Source organism: Pseudomonas sp. P4_B4 (assembly GCF_056402255.1).
This window is the reverse complement of sequence record NZ_JBFUHS010000022.1, coordinates 72,691-89,253: the sequence shown is the minus strand read 5'-3', so window position 1 is coordinate 89,253 and position 16,563 is coordinate 72,691. Positions and strand designations below refer to the sequence as shown.

Annotated in this window: 16 protein-coding genes; 9 read left to right on the top strand and 7 right to left on the bottom strand. The window is 58.8% G+C overall.

The genetic code is table 11. The features are described from left to right. Positions 1-514 precede the first annotated feature (514 nt). Positions 515-1,852: an NADP-specific glutamate dehydrogenase gene (gdhA, locus tag AC1DVE_RS21730; RefSeq protein WP_223532948.1), complete on the top strand. Its 1,338-nt coding sequence runs from the start codon at positions 515-517 to the stop codon at positions 1,850-1,852. Here gdhA and AC1DVE_RS21725 read toward each other — a convergent pair. The 3 genes from AC1DVE_RS21725 to AC1DVE_RS21715 form a co-directional block, all read right to left on the bottom strand. Then, the gene (locus tag AC1DVE_RS21725; RefSeq protein ID WP_223454782.1) at positions 1,849-2,343 is read right to left on the bottom strand and encodes a GreA/GreB family elongation factor; all 495 of its coding nucleotides are present in this window, start codon (positions 2,341-2,343) and stop codon (positions 1,849-1,851) included. The genes gdhA and AC1DVE_RS21725 overlap by 4 nt on opposite strands. A 373-nt stretch (positions 2,344-2,716) precedes the next feature. Next, a complete protein-coding gene (locus AC1DVE_RS21720; RefSeq protein WP_223535852.1) occupies positions 2,717-4,570 on the bottom strand; it encodes an Lnb N-terminal periplasmic domain-containing protein in 1,854 nt (617 codons plus the stop codon). A gap of 92 nt (positions 4,571-4,662) precedes the next feature. Beyond that, entirely contained in the window at positions 4,663-5,151 is a 489-nt protein-coding gene (locus tag AC1DVE_RS21715; RefSeq protein ID WP_223454785.1) for a DUF3015 domain-containing protein, read from the bottom strand. Between the two features lie 277 nt (positions 5,152-5,428). On the opposite strand from AC1DVE_RS21715, the gene AC1DVE_RS21710 reads away from it, so the two are divergent. Together AC1DVE_RS21710 and AC1DVE_RS21705 are read left to right on the top strand one after the other, a co-directional pair. Then, the gene (locus tag AC1DVE_RS21710; RefSeq protein ID WP_223454787.1) at positions 5,429-7,867 is read left to right on the top strand and encodes a Lon protease family protein; all 2,439 of its coding nucleotides are present in this window, start codon (positions 5,429-5,431) and stop codon (positions 7,865-7,867) included. 332 nt (positions 7,868-8,199) lie between these two features. Continuing rightward, complete coding sequence (locus tag AC1DVE_RS21705) at positions 8,200-8,541, top strand: PA4575 family protein (RefSeq protein ID WP_223532951.1); 342 nt, start codon at positions 8,200-8,202, stop codon at positions 8,539-8,541. Between the two features lie 6 nt (positions 8,542-8,547). Here AC1DVE_RS21705 and AC1DVE_RS21700 read toward each other — a convergent pair whose 3' ends face one another. Next, complete coding sequence (locus AC1DVE_RS21700) at positions 8,548-10,377, bottom strand: hypothetical protein (protein WP_223454789.1); 1,830 nt, start codon at positions 10,375-10,377, stop codon at positions 8,548-8,550. Positions 10,378-10,547: 170 nt separating this feature from the next. On the opposite strand from AC1DVE_RS21700, the gene AC1DVE_RS21695 reads away from it, so the two are divergent. From AC1DVE_RS21695 to AC1DVE_RS21685, 3 genes are all read left to right on the top strand, one after another. After that, positions 10,548-11,036 carry a TIGR00645 family protein gene (locus AC1DVE_RS21695; RefSeq protein WP_223454790.1) on the top strand — a complete coding sequence of 163 codons (489 nt, stop codon included), beginning with the start codon at positions 10,548-10,550 and terminating at the stop codon, positions 11,034-11,036. A gap of 135 nt (positions 11,037-11,171) precedes the next feature. Next, the gene (locus tag AC1DVE_RS21690) at positions 11,172-11,462 is read left to right on the top strand and encodes a DUF6482 family protein (RefSeq protein ID WP_046041769.1); all 291 of its coding nucleotides are present in this window, start codon (positions 11,172-11,174) and stop codon (positions 11,460-11,462) included. 121 nt (positions 11,463-11,583) lie between these two features. Continuing rightward, on the top strand, positions 11,584-12,201 hold the full coding sequence (locus AC1DVE_RS21685) for an FKBP-type peptidyl-prolyl cis-trans isomerase (RefSeq protein ID WP_223454792.1): 618 nt from the start codon (positions 11,584-11,586) through the stop codon (positions 12,199-12,201). A 149-nt stretch (positions 12,202-12,350) separates the two neighbouring features. Here AC1DVE_RS21685 and AC1DVE_RS21680 read toward each other — a convergent pair whose 3' ends face one another. The 3 genes from AC1DVE_RS21680 to AC1DVE_RS21670 all read right to left on the bottom strand — a co-directional run bounded on the left by AC1DVE_RS21680 (position 12,351) and on the right by AC1DVE_RS21670 (position 14,257). Further along, on the bottom strand, positions 12,351-12,608 hold the full coding sequence (locus tag AC1DVE_RS21680) for a PA4570 family protein (protein ID WP_217836406.1): 258 nt from the start codon (positions 12,606-12,608) through the stop codon (positions 12,351-12,353). Between the two features lie 204 nt (positions 12,609-12,812). Then, entirely contained in the window at positions 12,813-13,154 is a 342-nt protein-coding gene (locus tag AC1DVE_RS21675; protein WP_477784173.1) for a zinc ribbon domain-containing protein YjdM, read from the bottom strand. Between the two features lie 134 nt (positions 13,155-13,288). Then, on the bottom strand, positions 13,289-14,257 hold the full coding sequence (locus tag AC1DVE_RS21670; protein ID WP_223454794.1) for a polyprenyl synthetase family protein: 969 nt from the start codon (positions 14,255-14,257) through the stop codon (positions 13,289-13,291). A gap of 239 nt (positions 14,258-14,496) precedes the next feature. Between AC1DVE_RS21670 and rplU the strand changes: the two genes are divergently transcribed. From rplU to cgtA, 3 genes are all read left to right on the top strand, one after another. Next, the gene (rplU, locus tag AC1DVE_RS21665; protein WP_003176051.1) at positions 14,497-14,811 is read left to right on the top strand and encodes a 50S ribosomal protein L21; all 315 of its coding nucleotides are present in this window, start codon (positions 14,497-14,499) and stop codon (positions 14,809-14,811) included. Between the two features lie 35 nt (positions 14,812-14,846). Beyond that, positions 14,847-15,104, top strand: a complete 258-nt coding sequence (gene rpmA / locus AC1DVE_RS21660; RefSeq protein WP_003281574.1) for a 50S ribosomal protein L27 — start codon at positions 14,847-14,849, stop codon at positions 15,102-15,104. Positions 15,105-15,299: 195 nt separating this feature from the next. Then, positions 15,300-16,523, top strand: coding sequence for an Obg family GTPase CgtA (gene cgtA, locus AC1DVE_RS21655; protein ID WP_223454795.1), 1,224 nt, complete (start codon positions 15,300-15,302; stop codon positions 16,521-16,523). Positions 16,524-16,563 lie beyond the last annotated feature (40 nt).

Below are 16,563 nucleotides of genomic sequence, written 5' to 3'. Positions count from 1 at the left end.
GAGTAAAGAAGTCGCCCAGAAAGTGGCATGTAACACCCGTCGTTGGTGGGACAACAGTCGATGGGCCTTGAATTGGGTGCTTAATCTCGCGTGGTTTGATCGCTTGGGACTTCCACGTCTCTCCTGACCTCAATCCCTCGAACCGCCCGGTGCGGACCCGCATGCCGGGTGGTGTGGCAGGGGTACGGTCTATGAAGGCCGTCCCCTATGCCGATTGCGCGCTTCCAGTGAAACCGAGTCGCGCCATTCGCGAGCAAGCCCGCTCCCACATTAGTGGAACGCATTTCAAATGTGGGAGCGGGCTTGCTCGCGAAGGCGGTGTTTCTAATGGTGCAAGACTTGAATTGCGAATCCCTGTTCAGGTGCAAAAATGCTCAAAAAATCAGTTTAATTTATATCCTGTGCACCATTTAATTTCATAAGTGCGACATTTTGCGCTGTTCTTGTGCGCGAATCGTTTGTTACAGTCCGGCTCAATCTCCTCCAACGACAATAAATTTGCCGAGACTTTTCCATGATCGAATCCGTCGAGACCTTCCTTGCGCGCCTGAAAAAACGCGATCCGGACCAACCCGAATTCCACCAGGCTGTAGAAGAAGTCCTGCGCACTCTGTGGCCGTTTCTTGAGGCCAATCCGCATTACCTGACCTCCGGCATCCTGGAGCGCATCTGCGAGCCGGAGCGGGCGGTGGTATTTCGAGTGTCGTGGGTCGACGATCAGGGCCAGGTCCAGGTCAATCGCGGATTCCGCATCCAGATGAACAGCGCGATCGGCCCGTACAAGGGGGGCCTGCGTTTCCACCCGTCGGTGAACATGGGCGTGCTGAAATTCCTCGCCTTCGAACAGACCTTCAAAAACTCCCTGACTTCATTGCCCATGGGCGGCGGCAAGGGCGGTTCGGACTTCGACCCCAAAGGCAAAAGCGATGCCGAAGTCATGCGCTTCTGCCAGGCCTTCATGAGCGAGTTGTACCGCCACATCGGTGCCGACGTCGACGTACCGGCCGGGGACATCGGTGTCGGCGCGCGGGAAATCGGTTTCCTGTTCGGCCAGTACAAGCGCCTGAGCAACCAGTTCACCAGCGTGATGACCGGCAAAGGCCCAAGCTACGGCGGCAGCCTGATTCGCCCGGAAGCCACCGGTTTCGGTTGCGTGTACTTCGCCGAAGAAATGCTCAAGCGCCGCGGTTTGGCCGTCGAGGGCAAGCGAGTGGCAATCTCCGGTTCTGGCAACGTCGCGCAATACGCCGCACGCAAGGTCATGGACCTGGGCGGCAAGGTGATTTCGCTGTCCGACTCCGAAGGCACGTTGTATTGCGAAAGCGGCTTGACCGAGGAGCAATGGCTGGCGGTGCTGGAGCTGAAAAACGTACAGCGCGGGCGTATCCGTGAACTGGCCGGCCGTTTTGGCCTGGAGTTCCGCGCCGGCCAACTGCCATGGAGCCTGAGCTGCGATATCGCGCTGCCATGCGCGACGCAAAACGAACTGGACGCCGAAGCCGCTCGCACCTTGCTGCGCAACGGCTGCATCTGTGTGGCCGAAGGCGCGAACATGCCGACCACCCTTGAGGCGGTGGACCTGTTCATCGAGGCCGACATTCTGTTCGCACCGGGCAAGGCGTCCAATGCCGGCGGCGTGGCGGTGAGCGGGCTGGAAATGTCGCAGAACGCCATGCGCCTGGCGTGGACCGGTGGCGAAGTGGACAGCAAGCTGCACGCGATCATGCAGTCGATTCACCACGCTTGCGTGCATTACGGCGAAGAGAATGGCCGGGTCAACTACGTCAAGGGTGCGAACATCGCCGGCTTCGTCAAAGTCGCCGATGCCATGCTGGCCCAGGGCGTCGTCTAAGTCGGTTCGATACGGATCACTTCTATCAATTGATCCCCGACGGGGCGCTGCCACAGCACTTCATCGTTGAGTCGTGCACCGAGCAGTGCCCGACCCAGCGGCGAACTCCAGTTGATCAGGCCGTGGGCGGCATCGGCCTGATCTTCGCCCACCAGTTGTACCCGGCGTTCGGTGGCATGTTCGTCGGCGTAAGTCACCCAACTGCCGATTTGAACTTTCTCGGTCGAGGTCGCAGCGAGTACGACCTGAGCGCTGCCCAGGCGTTGCTTGAAGTAACGCAAATCACGTTCGAGATCGGCCAGGCGCTGCTTGTCGGCCTGTTCGCCCCTGGCCGATTGTTCGGCGTGCAGGGTTTGCAGTTCGGCGACTTTTCCCTGCAACAGGTCCAGGCCTTGCGGCGTGACGTAATTGGGCTGCGCGCTGACCTGCCGTTCGACAGGCTGATCGGCTTGCGCGGCGGCGTTATCTTCATTGACGAAGGCACGGCTCATGGAATTCTCCCGGTATAGGGTTTTGGCCATGGTCTCAGGCATTTGGTTTCACTGGATGTCTGAAAGCGACTTATGGCGAGTGATAGGCCCGTGCGGCGTCCTGATCCTTCTGCTGCTGCCAGGCTTTACACCCAGCCATCCCGCATACCACCACATCTCACTCTCCCAAGCCGATACGCGGCCCATAGAGAAAGTCTAGAAGTGGATTCGTCGGGTGGTTGTGAAAGGTGTGTAAGCATTTCGTCGAACACCAAACAGCCCTTGTGGGAGCGGGCTTGCTCGCGAATGCGATATGCCACTCAACATTGATGTTGGCTGACACGCCCCTTTCGCGAGCAAGCCCGCTCCCACAGGGAGTTGCGCTGCATTCGGGTCAGTAGTGATACCACTTCAGCTCAAGCATCACTTCGTTCTCGGCCGTCGCCAAATGGCTGAACTCGCGCTGGGCGCTCAAGCGCAGTCCGAGATTGCGGGATATTTCCCACTGCTGATTCAGGCTCAGGCTACGACGCACTTCACCATTGGTGAAGAAATCGCCCTTGGCTTCCAGGCTCAAATTGCCCAGCGGGTTTTTCCACAGCACACCACTGTTGAAACCGGCGGCCGGGGCGATGAATGCGGCGAAATCGTTGTTGTGCTCAATACGCACGGTGCCCAGGGCAAAGCCGAGCGTGTCGTCGCCCAGTTGCCAGGTGCCACCGCCGCCGCCGTTGACGTGGATGACCAGGGTTTGGTCATCATGCTTGCCCGGCACTCGCTCCAGACCACCGGTGACTTGCCATGACAGCGGTTGCAGCAGCTCGTTGCGCGGGGTCAGGGAGCGAATGGTTGCCAGGTCCAGTTGCTGCACTTGCCAGTCATTGCCTTCGTACTGGCGCAGTTTCAATTGCAGGATTTCGATCTGCGCGCCAAGGGGAAAGCTTTCGTTGTTGTCATTGAGGTCGTGATAAGCCATGCGCAAGCCGTACTCGCCAAAGGCCTTATCTCCACGGGTGCCGAGGCCGAGCTGCCAGGTGCGGGACTCGTGACCGTCTTCAGGCAGGCCCGGTTGTGGGATATCCAGCTCCGGCGCCGGATTCTGGTTGATTGCCCGCAGCAGTTCGAAGCTGCGCTGGGCGCGTGCCGGGTCGCGTTCCTGACCGTTGGCGCGGTAACGCTCCAGGCGATAGGCCGCATCGATGATCAGCGCCTGGCGGTCGCGGGGTTGAGCCTTGAAGGCCGGGTCTTGCAATTGTTTCTGATCGGCACTGATTTTCAGCACCCATTGCTGTTCTTCAGGGTTCAACGGCTCGGCGCGACTGAGCAGTTCGCGCTCCCGGGACGGGCGATACTGGATCGATTCCACCAGCCCGGCCTCTTTCACGGCTTTGACGGTGTCGGTCGGGATGGCGGTGAGTGGGAACTGCTCGGTCAGGCGCAGGCTCGGGCGGGCCACTTGCAGCAGTTCCAGCAAACGGTATGAGCAGTTCTCGTCGAAGAAGAAATAGTCGAACTTGATCTGCTTCAGCTCCCAGACGTGCTCGACCATGCGCGCGGTTTCCTGCCGGGTCAGGTTCAGGCGGTACTCCCACAGGTCGCGGTTTTCCAGGCTACGGTATTCCGAGAGTTTTTCCTGGTAGGGCACCAGCGCGAACAGGCCGGGATAGCCGCCCATCAGGCCTTTCCAGGCATAGAGGATGCTGTTGTCCGAGCCCTCGATGTAGGCGCCGAAGTTGATCGCATAACTGAGCAGCGAAGTCTTGTCGCTCTTCACCTCGGCCTGGTCGATGCGCAGCAGGGTATGGCCAAACATCGAGGACGGGCTGTTCAGATAGGCCGCCGGGAATATCATCACCGCGCTGTCGGGCGAGACGTCCTTGAACCATTGCTTGAATTCGGCGCAGGCCGGCGTCGGCAGTCCGCTCAGGCCGAGTTGTTCTTTCAGCCAGCGGGTGCGGGCCGGGTAGACACATTGAGCGTGTGTTTCACCGGCACTGGCCGGGGCGTACAAGGCTTGCACGGTCGCCGCCAGTTCATGGTCCGGATGTTCATTGCCGTCAGCGGCGAGGAAGAATTTCCGGTCGCTGACATAACTGCGCCAGCCGCCGAACTTGGCGGTTTCGTAATGGCCCAGGGATATCCAGAAAGGGTCGTTGGCCAGTTGCTGCAAATGTTGTGGGTCTATCTGAGGCGCGGCGGACAGCGGGGCGCAGGCACACAGCGCCAGCCAGGCAAGGCGATTGAGCATAAGTGACAACTTAAAAACTTGAGAAAAAGACCCAAAAGAGGCAGGTCCAAAAAACAAAACCCGCTTCCCGAAAGAAGCGGGGCGGGTCGAGCTTAAGCTTGAGTCGCGTACTTGGCCAGACGAGGGTCGGCTTTGAGCACGGCCAGGGTATTGGTATGCACGTCTTCGGCAGTCACGTCAGCCTTGCTGAAGATCTGCTGGAAGTGCTCGTGAGTGACGGCGGCAAAGTGCGCACGGTCTTCCGGCGCCACGCCCAGTACCACGGCATAGGTGGTCAGCGCTTCGCCCTGACCCTTGGCCATGTCTTCGGACAGCTCGTTCATCATGCCATTCATGGCAAACCAGGATTTGCCGCCATAGGTCAGCGACGCATTGGTCGCACAACCGTTGGTGCCGGAGGTCATGCCGAAGGTTGCGTTGCCTGAGGTGCCGTTGGTGGTGGATGCCATGAAGTGAGCCGGAGTACCACGCTGGCCTTCGAACAGCATGTTGCCCCAGCCGCAATCCGGGCCGCCTGGCGCCTGAGCCATGGCGTTGATGGATACAGCAGTGAAGAGAGTACCGAGAAGAATCCGTTTCATAGCTTTGTTCTCTTTATGTGCCTACCAATAGACAAGGAGTCTGGCCCGTCTGGTGCCAGTGGGCCGGTCATTAGTCCAGCCGCGCAGTCTGGAGTTTAGGCACGATCACGGGGCTCCGTGATTTTTTGCAAAACATTCATGGGAAACCGTGGCGCAAGCCCGGCCCGCCTGGGGTTGGCGGATTGACTATGCTCAGGCCTGCGGCGCTCCTTGCCAGTCGGGCATGGGCGGCGCCAGAATGCTGCCATCTGCCCCGCCTGATTGTTAAGGAAGCCCGATGCCTGATCCTGTTGCTGCCAGCTTGCGTCTAGCGCCCGAAGCGCTGACCCGTCCGTTTTCCGCTGAACAGTTCAGCTTCTCTACCACCAATGATCTGGAGCCCTTTCGCGGTGTGCTTGGCCAGGAACGTGCGGTCGAAGCCTTGCAGTTCGGTGTGGCCATGCCACGCCCCGGTTACAACGTATTCGTCATGGGCGAGCCCGGCACTGGCCGGTTCTCGTTCGTCAAACGCTACCTCAAGGCCGAAGGCAAGCGCCTGCAGACCCCGGCGGACTGGGTCTACGTCAACAATTTCGATGAGCCGCGCGAGCCGCGCGCACTGGAACTGCCGTCGGGCACTGCCGGTAACTTCATTGGAGATATCAACGGTCTGATCGACAACCTGCTGGCGACCTTTCCGGCAGTCTTCGAGCATCCGTCCTACCAGCAGAAGAAAAGCGCCATCGACCGCGCCTTCAACCAGCGCTACGACAAGGCCCTGGACGTCATCGAGCGTCTGGCACTGGAAAAGGACGTCGCGCTGTACCGCGACGCCAGCAATATCGCCTTCACCCCAATGGGCGACGGCAAGGCGTTGGACGAAGCTGAATTCGCGCAACTGCCGGAAGCCGAGCGCGAGCGCTTTCACGAGGATATTTCCGTGCTGGAGGAGCGCCTGAACGAAGAGCTCGCCAGCCTGCCGCAATGGAAGCGTGAGTCGAGCAACCAACTGCGTCATCTGAACGAGGAAACCATCACCCTGGCCTTGCAGCCATTGTTGTCGCCATTGTCGGAGAAGTACGCCGAGAACGCGGCGGTATGCGGTTATCTGCAAGCCATGCAGGTGTACTTGCTCAAGACCGTGGTCGAGCAACTGGTGGACGACAGCAAGACCGACGCTGTCGCCCGCAAGTTGCTGGAAGAGCAATACGCGCCGAGCCTGGTGGTCGGTCATTCGGCCAGCGGCGGTGCGCCGGTGGTGTTCGAGCCGCACCCGACCTACGAAAACCTTTTCGGTCGTATCGAATACAGCACCGATCAGGGCGCGCTGTACACCACCTACCGCCAACTGCGGCCGGGTGCCTTGCACCGGGCCAATGGCGGTTTCCTGATCCTTGAAGCGGACAAAATGCTCAGCGAGCCGTTCGTGTGGGACGCGCTGAAACGCGCCCTGCAATCGCGCAAGCTGAAAATGGAATCGCCGCTGGGTGAACTGGGCCGTCTGGCCACCGTGACCCTGACACCGCAACACATTCCGTTGCAGGTCAAAGTCGTCATCATCGGTGCGCGTCAGCTGTATTACACGCTGCAAGACCTCGATCCGGACTTCCAGGAGATGTTCCGCGTCCTGGTGGATTTCGACGAAGACATCCCGATGGTCGACGAGAGCCTGGAGCAGTTCGCCCAGTTGCTCAAAACCCGTACTTCCGAAGAAGGCATGGCACCGCTGACCGCCGATGCGGTGGCACGCCTGGCGACCTACAGTGCGCGTCTGGCCGAGCACCAGGGGCGCTTGTCGGCGCGTATCGGGGACTTGTTCCAGTTGGTCAGCGAGGCGGATTTCATTCGTCACTTGGCAGGCGATGAAATGACCGACGCGGGGCATATCGAGCGTGCGCTCAAGGCCAAGGCCACGCGGACCGGGCGGGTTTCGGCGCGGATTCTCGATGACATGCTGGCCGGGATCATCCTGATCGACACCGCGGGCGCGGCGGTCGGCAAGTGCAACGGCTTGACGGTGCTGGAAGTCGGTGACTCGGCCTTTGGTATACCGGCGCGGATTTCCGCCACGGTGTACCCGGGCGGCAGCGGCATTGTCGACATCGAGCGCGAGGTCAACCTCGGCCAGCCAATCCACTCCAAAGGCGTGATGATCCTTACCGGTTATCTGGGCAGCCGTTACGCCCAGGAGTTTCCGCTGGCGATTTCCGCGAGCATCGCCCTGGAGCAATCCTATGGTTATGTCGATGGCGACAGTGCTTCCCTGGGCGAAGCCTGCACCCTGATCTCGGCCTTGTCGAAAACCCCGCTCAAGCAGTGCTTTGCCATCACCGGTTCGATCAACCAGTTCGGCGAAGTGCAGGCGGTCGGCGGAGTCAACGAAAAGATCGAGGGCTTCTTCCGTCTGTGCGAAGCCCGCGGGTTGACCGGCGAGCAGGGGGCAATCATTCCTCACGCCAACGTCGCTACGCTGATGCTCGACGAGAAGGTGCTGACGGCTGTGCGTGCGGGGCAGTTCCATGTCTACGCGGTCCGTCAGGCCGACGAAGCCTTGAGTTTGCTGGTCGGCGAGCCGGCCGGCGAGCCGAACGAGAATGGCGAATTCCCTGAAGGCAGCGTGAACGCACGGGTCGTGGAGCGCTTGCGGGTTATCGCGGAAATGATCAGTGAAGATGATCTGAAGGAAGCCGAGAAAGAGTTGGCGCAAGAGGCGTTGGCGGAAACAAAACCGGCCTGATGCAGTAACCCATGTGGGAGCGGCGGTGCGGCGATCCGACTTGCTCGCGAAAGCGGCGTATCAGCCAACATAAATGTTGAATGAAAAGACGCATTCGCGAGCAAGTCGGATCGCCGCACCGCCGCTCCCACATTTGTTTGTGTGAACACTGGAAAAGCGTCATCGAAATGACGTCAATATTCATACTGTGACCATTCGGCGCCTTTCGGTCTCGCCCGGCCTGCAAGGCAGACTTTTCTTCTATTCTCAGCTCAGGGATATCGATAGTAATCACAGGATCGAAACAGCCTTCCCATGGGGGCTGAATACCGGATCTACCGAGGGTCGCCGCCATGTCGCGCAACCTCTGCCTCACCCGTCAATGCCTGGGCCTTGTGACCCGTATCGAGTGTTCCATCCGTCCATTGGCGGGAGATACGGGCATGTGGACTCTGCTGTTCGCCGCCGGAATGGCCGGTGAACAACCTTCGGCCATCAAGGCCCAAGGCCCGTTTCACGGTCCATTCGTCGCTGAATCAATCCTCGACACCATCGTTGAAAGCCTGACCTTGCACGGCTACGAGTTGGCCGACGATCCGCAAATCTGGTGCCTGCACCTGCAAGCCCAACTGCGGGAAATCAACGGGGGTCGCTGCCGAAACATGGGCAGCTTCGAGTTTCACCCCGAGCACTGAGTCGCACTATTGATCAAGGCGCGTCATGTCGGCCTTGTCGAGTTTGACCTCGAAACCATATTGCACGGTGTCGAGGTCAGTGCGCTGATAGGTTTCCAGGTGCGTAGGCTGCCCGTAGAAGTAATGCACGGCAAACTGCGCCGGACCTTGTGCGCTCGCGTCATGGCTGACCGATAGAATCTCCTTCAAGTAATTACCGCTGTCGTCCTTGGCGAAAAAGCGCCAGTCCTGGGCGGGAAACGCCTTCAGGTCCACCACCAGTGCATTGTTTTTGAGCTCAAGGCCTTTGGGCAGTTGGCGGGCATCGACGGTTTTTTGCTCGACCGTGGCCAGGAACAGCGGCATCGAGCCCACCGCATAGGCCGGCGTTTGCGGAAACAGATTCAGATCGTAAGTGATGGTGCCGCGCAGGGGGTCGATCTGGTATGCCTCGGGCGGCAACTCGATCGGCTCGTCGCGTTTGCCACTCGCGTCTTCGGTAAAGAAACTCACCGGACTTTGACCAGGGTTGAACGACGTGCCGAGCAGTTCATCGTTGAAGCTGCGCAGATGAGTGAATTCGATTCGTGCCGCGCTGGGGTCGTCGACCGACTGACTGATGTTGACGTTCTTTTTCAGTTGGTCCTCGCTCAGCGTTGCTCCTTTCAGCCAGCCCGCCGCCTGGTCGTCATAGACCACCACGGGCAGGTTCAAGGGCTGGATGGACTTGTCCGTGGTATTGGCATCGAAACGCCGGATCGGCAGGTCGAGGTCCTTGCGGGTGACCGTGACGGCGGAAAAATCCAGCATGCTGACTTCGAGGGTTTCGATCGTCCCGTTGAAGTACACCTTCGAATAATGTCGAGCCTGCTGTTTCTCAAAGTTGCGTTGTTCTTCGTCGAGCTGTTTTTCCAGGGACTCACTCCAGCTCTTTTGCTGCTGCATCTTGGCCAGCTGCTGCTGATAGAAGGCGATTTGTACCGCGGTTTCGTTGATTGAGCCGGCGCGCGAGATGAATTGCCCGGTGCTGTCCATGGCCTGGACGATCAGCGGGTTCAGCGGTGTTTCACTGACTTCTGGGGCCAGCGGCGCGCTGTTGTTGTATTCGATTTCCGCGTAGTTGTTCGTCAATGAGAGCAGGGTGACGCTCAGGTTGTCATTGGTGCGGGTCTGGCCTACGTCCTTTTTCGTCAGATCGAAGCTGTAGAGGCGGCGTGGCGCGACGACTTCGACTTTACCTTGCAGGCTCACCGGTTGCGGCTGCTGCTTTCTGTCGATGTCGAGGCCTTCGATGAAGGGATAGGCCACGGTCAGGTCATCGGGGTTGGTCAGGTTGGAACTCGATGGGCTCAACTGGATGCCAGGGTCGGTTTCCGACCATTCCGGCTGGAACGCAATCACTCGCTTGTTGCTCAGCGTGACCGACTGCCATTCCAGGCCATGGGGAAACAAAAATGCGGCAGGAACGCTGAACGTGAAGGGAAACACCGGTTGCAAGTCGGTCAGGTAGTCGGAGCTGGAGTCCTTTTGCAGCACGAACAACCCGTTGATGTAGGTGTCGACCAGGGCCTGCGGGCTCGGATAGTGCTTGAGCATGGCGAGGGTGTCTTCGCCGTATTCGGTTTCAACTGGTTTGCTGTCGAGCTTGAGTTGTGCGCGTTCAAGCAGCAGCAGTGAGCCGCCCAGCTCCGACACGGCATCCTTGAGCTTTGGATCCTGGATAGCGTCCAGCGACTTTTCGAACTGCGCGGTTTTTTCTTCGAGGCTGACCTGGCGTTTTTCATCGCTGGGTGAGCAGCCGCTTAGCAGCAGCGCCAGGCAGATACCGGCACTCGTCAAAGGCAATCGCACATCCATTTCCAGTCTTCCTGTCCGATATCACTGAGCAGTCAATGATTTGGACACTAGCAGAAAAACCTTGATACACAGGCGCAGGTGACGGATTTTCCGACGGTTTCTGGCTGCTTCTGGGTATAGACGGGCGGCTGTTATACTCGCGGCCGTTTTCAGTCCACATGTGAGATTCAATGGAACGCTTTATCGAAAATACAATGTACGCCTCGCGCTGGCTGCTGGCGCCGATCTATTTCGGCCTATCCCTCGGGCTGTTGGCGCTGGCACTGAAATTCTTCCAGGAAGTCTTCCACGTCATCCCGAACGTGTTTTCAATGGCCGAATCGGACATGATCCTGGTGCTGCTGTCGCTGATCGACATGGCGCTGGTGGGCGGTTTGCTGGTGATGGTGATGATTTCCGGCTACGAGAACTTCGTCTCGCAACTGGACATCGACGACAGCAAGGAGAAGCTCAACTGGCTGGGCACCATGGACTCTTCGTCACTGAAGATGAAAGTGGCCGCGTCGATCGTGGCGATTTCGTCGATTCACCTGCTGCGCATCTTCATGGACGCCAAGAACGTCAACCCTGAACATTTGCAGTGGTACGTGATCATCCACATGACTTTCGTGGTATCGGCATTCGCCATGGGTTACCTGGATAAAGTCACCAAGCACTGATCCATTGCTGGCCCCATGAAACACGCCGCCCGTCTGTTGCAAAACAGACGGGCGGCGTCGTTTGTGGCTTGTGCTTTGATGCGCCGAGGCCTATCCCTGTAATGAGATTGGCTCGCTACTGCGTGAGGTGCGCTCATGAACCTGCAAGAGTTGAATGCGTATGCCGTCGCCGGGAAGGTCGATGAGCTGAACCTGATCTCTATGGAGGGGGGCATCTACCTGCTGGAGGCGCGGATGCATGGCACGGCGTATCCCTTGAGCGATACGCACGGGCACATGATGAGCCTGCGTTCGGTGGAGCATGCCCGTGATGTGCTGCGCTCCTTTCCCAAGTTGCACTTCAACCTCGTGCACACAGTCGTACATGACGAAATGTGCGGGTTGGTTGCCGATGTCGAGGAAAACCTGAAGGTGCCGATCGCCTGACGCCCCTCATCAATGGCATGACATCTGTGCTAGTCTGCTGGCCCTTTTGGTTCCGGGCGCTCCGGGACGCGCTGTGTACGCATGGCAAGTTCCCGAGCCGTCCGCACAGCGGAGCAGTGTCATGTCCGAAGTAAATCTGTCCACCGACGAAACCCGCGTCAGCTACGGTATTGGCCGTCAGCTGGGCGACCAACTGCGCGACAACCCGCCACCGGGCGTAAGCCTGGACGCGATCCTGGCAGGTTTGACCGACGCATTCGCCGGCAAGCCAAGCCGTGTGGGTCAGGAAGAAATGTCCGCCAGCTTCAAAGTCATCCGCGAAATCATGCAGGCCGAAGCTGCAGCCAAGGCTGAAGCGGCTGCTGGCGAAGGCCTGGCCTTCCTGGCTGAAAACGCCAAGCGTGACGGCATCACCACTCTGGCTTCCGGCCTGCAGTTCGAAGTGCTGACCGCTGGCGAAGGCGCCAAGCCATCCCGTGAAGACTCCGTGCGTACTCACTACCACGGCACCCTGATCGACGGCACTGTGTTCGACAGCTCCTATGATCGCGGCGAGCCTGCAGAATTCCCGGTTGGCGGCGTGATCGCCGGCTGGACCGAAGCCCTGCAACTGATGAACGCCGGCAGCAAATGGCGCCTGTACGTGCCGAGCGAACTGGCTTACGGCGCTCAAGGCGTTGGCAGCATTCCGCCGCACAGCGTACTGGTGTTCGACGTCGAGTTGCTCGACGTTCTGTAAGACCTGGCCTGTCGCTATGACGGGCTAATGTGGGAGCGACGGTGCGGCGATCCGACTTGCTCGCGAAGGCGGCATAACAGTCGACAGCGATGTTGAATGTCAGTCAGTCATCGCGAGCAAGCCCGCTCCCACAGTTTTTTTACGGTGTTTCATATTTCGATCTTGTGGTGCAGTTCGCTGTGCGGGCGCAAAGCCCGGGCATAGCAGAACAGAAACAGATTACGCACCAGTTCCTTGAGCACCACTGGCTCGCTTGAACTCAAACCGCTGACGTCCAGGTCACCCTGATCCTGCAGCTCGTTCAAGGCTTCCTCTTCCAGCACGGCACAGACTTCCCCGGTTTCCCGATGCAGGATCCTGAGGTAAGGGTGTGGGCGGTCCAGCCAGGCATCGATCAAATAAGTCATGGTTCTCATCTCCATTGAAGGATTGATGAGAATAATTCTTATTCATTAAATAGCAAGGGCCTATTGGCGGTTTGCGTTTTTTCCCGGGTAAAGATTGCGTCAGGTCAAAGCGACTGGCGTTTGGCTATTGCGAGGATTTAATGGGCGAAACGGGGGAGGGTGAGGCGCCATCCCACGCCGGGCGCGGGATGGACAACAGCCGGTTCAGACTTTTCTGACGAACTCGGACTTGAGTTTCATCGGGCCGATGCCGTCGATCTTGCAATCGATGTCGTGATCGCCATCGCACAGGCGGATGTTCTTGACCTTGGTGCCGACCTTGACCACCAAAGACGTACCCTTGACCTTGAGGTCCTTGATCACGGTGATGGTGTCGCCGTCCTGCAGGACGTTGCCGACCGAATCCTTCTTCACTGCGTGATCGGACACAGCTTCGGCTTCACCGCTCGCGGACCATTCGTGGGCGCACTCAGGGCAGATCAGCTGGGCGCCGTCTTCATAGGTGTATTCGGAATTGCATTTTGGGCAGGGTGGCAACGTGCTCACTAAGGCTCCTTGGATTCAGGATCGCTAAAAAGCGCACATTGTATAGGGTTTTAGGCGGGAGAGGGTATAACGCAGGAAAACCTGAGGGAGCGAACCTGTGGCGAGGGGGGGTTGCCCCCTCGCCACAGGTTCTTTTAGTGCGTACGCGCGACCGCGAACTCACTCAGTTCAACCAGTGCATCGCGGTACTCGCTAGCAGGCAGCGTTTCGAGGCACTTGATCGCGCGGGCCACATAATCGCGGGCCAGTTGCGCGGTGTACTCCAGCGAGCCCGAGGCTTCCACGGCTTCGCGGATGCTTTCCAGGTCTTCGATTCCGCCTTTCTGGATCGCCTTGCGCACCAGGGCGGCCTGTTCCGGCGTGCCTTCGCGCATGGTGTAGATCAGCGGCAGGGTCGGCTTGCCTTCGGCCAGATCGTCACCGACGTTCTTGCCCAGGGTTTCGGCGTCGCCTTTGTAATCGAGCAGGTCGTCGACAAGCTGGAAGGCAACGCCCAGGTGATCACCGAATGTACGCAGGGCTTCGGCCTGTTCTTGCGAGGCTTCGCACAGGGCGGCGGCGCTGTGGGTCGAGGCTTCGAAGAGCATCGCGGTCTTGCCGCGGATGACTTCCATGTAGGTTTCTTCAGTGGTGCTGGCGTCACGAACCTTCGACAGCTGCAACACTTCGCCTTCAGCGATGATGCGCGTGGCCTGCGACAGGATCTTCATCACCGGCATCGAGCCCAGCTCGACCATCATTTCGAACGAGCGCGAATACAGGAAGTCACCGACCAGCACGCTTGGCGCGTTGCCCCACATGGCGTTGGCGGTCGAGCGGCCACGGCGCATGCCGGACATGTCGACCACATCGTCATGCAGCAGGGTAGCGGTGTGCAGGAACTCGATGGTCGCGGCCAGCAGGCGCAGGTCATCGCCTTCGCGACCCAGGGCCTTGCCACACAGCAGCACCAATAAAGGACGCAGGCGTTTGCCGCCGGCCGAGGTGATGTAATCGCCGATTTTCGATACAAGCGGCACGCGCGAAGTCAGCTGCTTCTTGATGATGCCGTCGACGGCGCTAAAATCGTCCGCCACCGCGCGGTAGAAAGCTTGGGGTTGCATCAGCGACAGTCGCTCCAGAAGGGTTGCGCGGCATGCTAGGACCCACGTCCGGGCCTGTCAAGGCGCGATGGACGGCCCCTTGCAAGGCGCTCGTGGCTTGCGTACAATCGCGCACCCTGAACTTCCTGGGCAGCACCTGCCTTACGCAATTGCAAGCGGGCCTCCAGCCCCATGCAGCCATGCCAGCCAATACCTCTTCTTATAAAGAGCTGGGTGAGCAGGATTATCGGAGAAATACCATGTCTTATGCAGTAATCGTTACTGGCGGCAAGCAGTACAAAGTCGCCCCAGGTGAATACCTGAAGATCGAAAAACTGGAAATCGCTACCGGCGAATCCGTTACCTTTGATCGCGTTCTGTTGGTTGCCAACGGTGACGACGTGAATATCGGCGCTCCAGTTGTTGCTGGCGCTACCGTTGTGGCTGAAGTGATCTCCCAAGGTCGTCACGATAAAGTCCGCATCATCAAGTTCCGTCGCCGTAAGCACCACATGAAGCGTATGGGCCACCGCCAGTGGTACACCGAGATCAAAATCACCGGTATTCAGGCTTAATTACAGCCTAATTCCTCACTAGGAGAATTGAACTCATGGCACACAAAAAAGCTGGTGGTAGTACCCGTAACGGTCGCGACTCAGAAGCCAAACGCCTTGGCGTGAAGATGTATGGCGGCCAGGCTATCAAAGCAGGCAACATCATCGTGCGTCAGCGCGGCACCCAATTCCACGCTGGCTACGGCGTTGGCATGGGTAAAGATCACACCCTCTTCGCTAAAGTCGAAGGCGTGATCAAGTTCGAAGTAAAAGGCGCCTTCGGTCGTCGTTACGTGAGCGTAGTCGCAGCTTAATTGCGCGATCGCTGGAAAAGCCCTGTCTCGCGACGGGGCTTTTTCGTTTGTGGGGTGAGTCTCTTGCAAAGCTGTTTGTATGGGCTGTCGGCGTACGATGTAGGTGTCGTGGTTTGGGGTCGCTGCGCTCATTTTTGCAAGAGTCTTATGTCTTGATTGTTTTTCGGCTCGTCCGTATGGCGAGAGGCGTTTGTTATGAAGTTTGTTGATGAAGTATCGATTCGAGTAAAGGCTGGTGACGGCGGCAATGGCGCCATGAGTTTCCGTCGGGAAAAATTTATCGAGAACGGTGGCCCGAACGGCGGTGATGGCGGTGACGGCGGTTCCATCTACATGATGGCCGACGAAAACCTCAATACCCTGGTGGACTACCGTTACACCCGGCACTTCGATGCCGAGCGTGGCTCCAACGGCGGCAGCACCGACTGCACCGGCAAGAAGGGTGAAGACCTGATCCTGCGCGTTCCGGTCGGCACCACGGTGATCGACTCCGCGACTCAGGAAGTCATCGGCGACCTGACCAAGGCCGGTCAGAAATTGATGGTAGTGCAGGGCGGCTGGCACGGTCTGGGCAACACCCGTTTCAAATCCAGTACCAACCGTGCGCCGCGCCAGACCACTCCGGGCAAGCCGGGTGAGCAGCGCGACCTGAAGCTGGAAATGAAAGTACTGGCTGACGTCGGTCTGCTGGGCTTGCCGAACGCCGGTAAAAGTACCTTTATCCGTTCGGTTTCGGCTGCCAAGCCGAAAGTTGCCGACTACCCGTTCACCACGCTGGTGCCGAACCTGGGTGTGGTCAGCGTCGATCGCTGGAAGAGCTTCGTCATTGCCGATATTCCGGGGCTGATCGAAGGCGCTTCCGAAGGTGCTGGTCTGGGCATTCGCTTCCTCAAGCACTTGGCGCGTACGCGTCTGCTGCTGCACCTTGTGGACATGGCGCCGCTGGATGACGCCAGCGCACCGGATGCCGCTGAAGTGATCGTCAACGAGCTGATCAAGTTCAGCCCGTCCCTGGCGGAGCGTGATCGCTGGCTGGTCCTGAACAAGTGCGACCAGATCCTTGATGAGGAGCACGATGCTCGCGTCAAGGAAGTCGTTGATCGCCTGGAATGGACTGGTCCGGTCTACGTGATCTCGGCCATCTCCAAGCTCGGTACCGAGCGTCTGTGCCACGACATCATGCGTTACATGGAAGATCGTGCTGATCGCCTGGCCAATGACCCGGCTTACAAGGAAGAGCTGGCTGATCTCGATCAGCGCATCGAAGACGAAGCTCGCGCGCAACTGCAGGCGCTGGATGACAAGCGTGCACTGCGTCGCAGCGGCGTGAAGTCGGTCCACGACATCGGCGACGATGATTGGGATGAAGAAGATGTGGATGACGAAGACGGTCCGGAAATCATTTACGTGCGTGACTGATTCGTTGCGATAAACTTAAGCGCCGCTCAATCGAGCGGCG

What these genes read in the sequence shown, in the direction of transcription:
- gdhA (WP_223532948.1), top strand. Translation starts at nt 515, where the DNA reads ATGATCGAATCCGTCGAGACCTTCCTTGCGCGCCTGAAAAAACGCGAT.
- AC1DVE_RS21725 (WP_223454782.1), bottom strand. Translation starts at nt 2,343, where the DNA reads ATGAGCCGTGCCTTCGTCAATGAAGATAACGCCGCCGCGCAAGCCGAT.
- AC1DVE_RS21720 (WP_223535852.1), bottom strand. Translation starts at nt 4,570, where the DNA reads ATGCTCAATCGCCTTGCCTGGCTGGCGCTGTGTGCCTGCGCCCCGCTG.
- AC1DVE_RS21715 (WP_223454785.1), bottom strand. Translation starts at nt 5,151, where the DNA reads ATGAAACGGATTCTTCTCGGTACTCTCTTCACTGCTGTATCCATCAAC.
- AC1DVE_RS21710 (WP_223454787.1), top strand. Translation starts at nt 5,429, where the DNA reads ATGCCTGATCCTGTTGCTGCCAGCTTGCGTCTAGCGCCCGAAGCGCTG.
- AC1DVE_RS21705 (WP_223532951.1), top strand. Translation starts at nt 8,200, where the DNA reads ATGTCGCGCAACCTCTGCCTCACCCGTCAATGCCTGGGCCTTGTGACC.
- AC1DVE_RS21700 (WP_223454789.1), bottom strand. Translation starts at nt 10,377, where the DNA reads ATGGATGTGCGATTGCCTTTGACGAGTGCCGGTATCTGCCTGGCGCTG.
- AC1DVE_RS21695 (WP_223454790.1), top strand. Translation starts at nt 10,548, where the DNA reads ATGGAACGCTTTATCGAAAATACAATGTACGCCTCGCGCTGGCTGCTG.
- AC1DVE_RS21690 (WP_046041769.1), top strand. Translation starts at nt 11,172, where the DNA reads ATGAACCTGCAAGAGTTGAATGCGTATGCCGTCGCCGGGAAGGTCGAT.
- AC1DVE_RS21685 (WP_223454792.1), top strand. Translation starts at nt 11,584, where the DNA reads ATGTCCGAAGTAAATCTGTCCACCGACGAAACCCGCGTCAGCTACGGT.
- AC1DVE_RS21680 (WP_217836406.1), bottom strand. Translation starts at nt 12,608, where the DNA reads ATGACTTATTTGATCGATGCCTGGCTGGACCGCCCACACCCTTACCTC.
- AC1DVE_RS21670 (WP_223454794.1), bottom strand. Translation starts at nt 14,257, where the DNA reads ATGCAACCCCAAGCTTTCTACCGCGCGGTGGCGGACGATTTTAGCGCC.
- rplU (WP_003176051.1), top strand. Translation starts at nt 14,497, where the DNA reads ATGTCTTATGCAGTAATCGTTACTGGCGGCAAGCAGTACAAAGTCGCC.
- rpmA (WP_003281574.1), top strand. Translation starts at nt 14,847, where the DNA reads ATGGCACACAAAAAAGCTGGTGGTAGTACCCGTAACGGTCGCGACTCA.
- cgtA (WP_223454795.1), top strand. Translation starts at nt 15,300, where the DNA reads ATGAAGTTTGTTGATGAAGTATCGATTCGAGTAAAGGCTGGTGACGGC.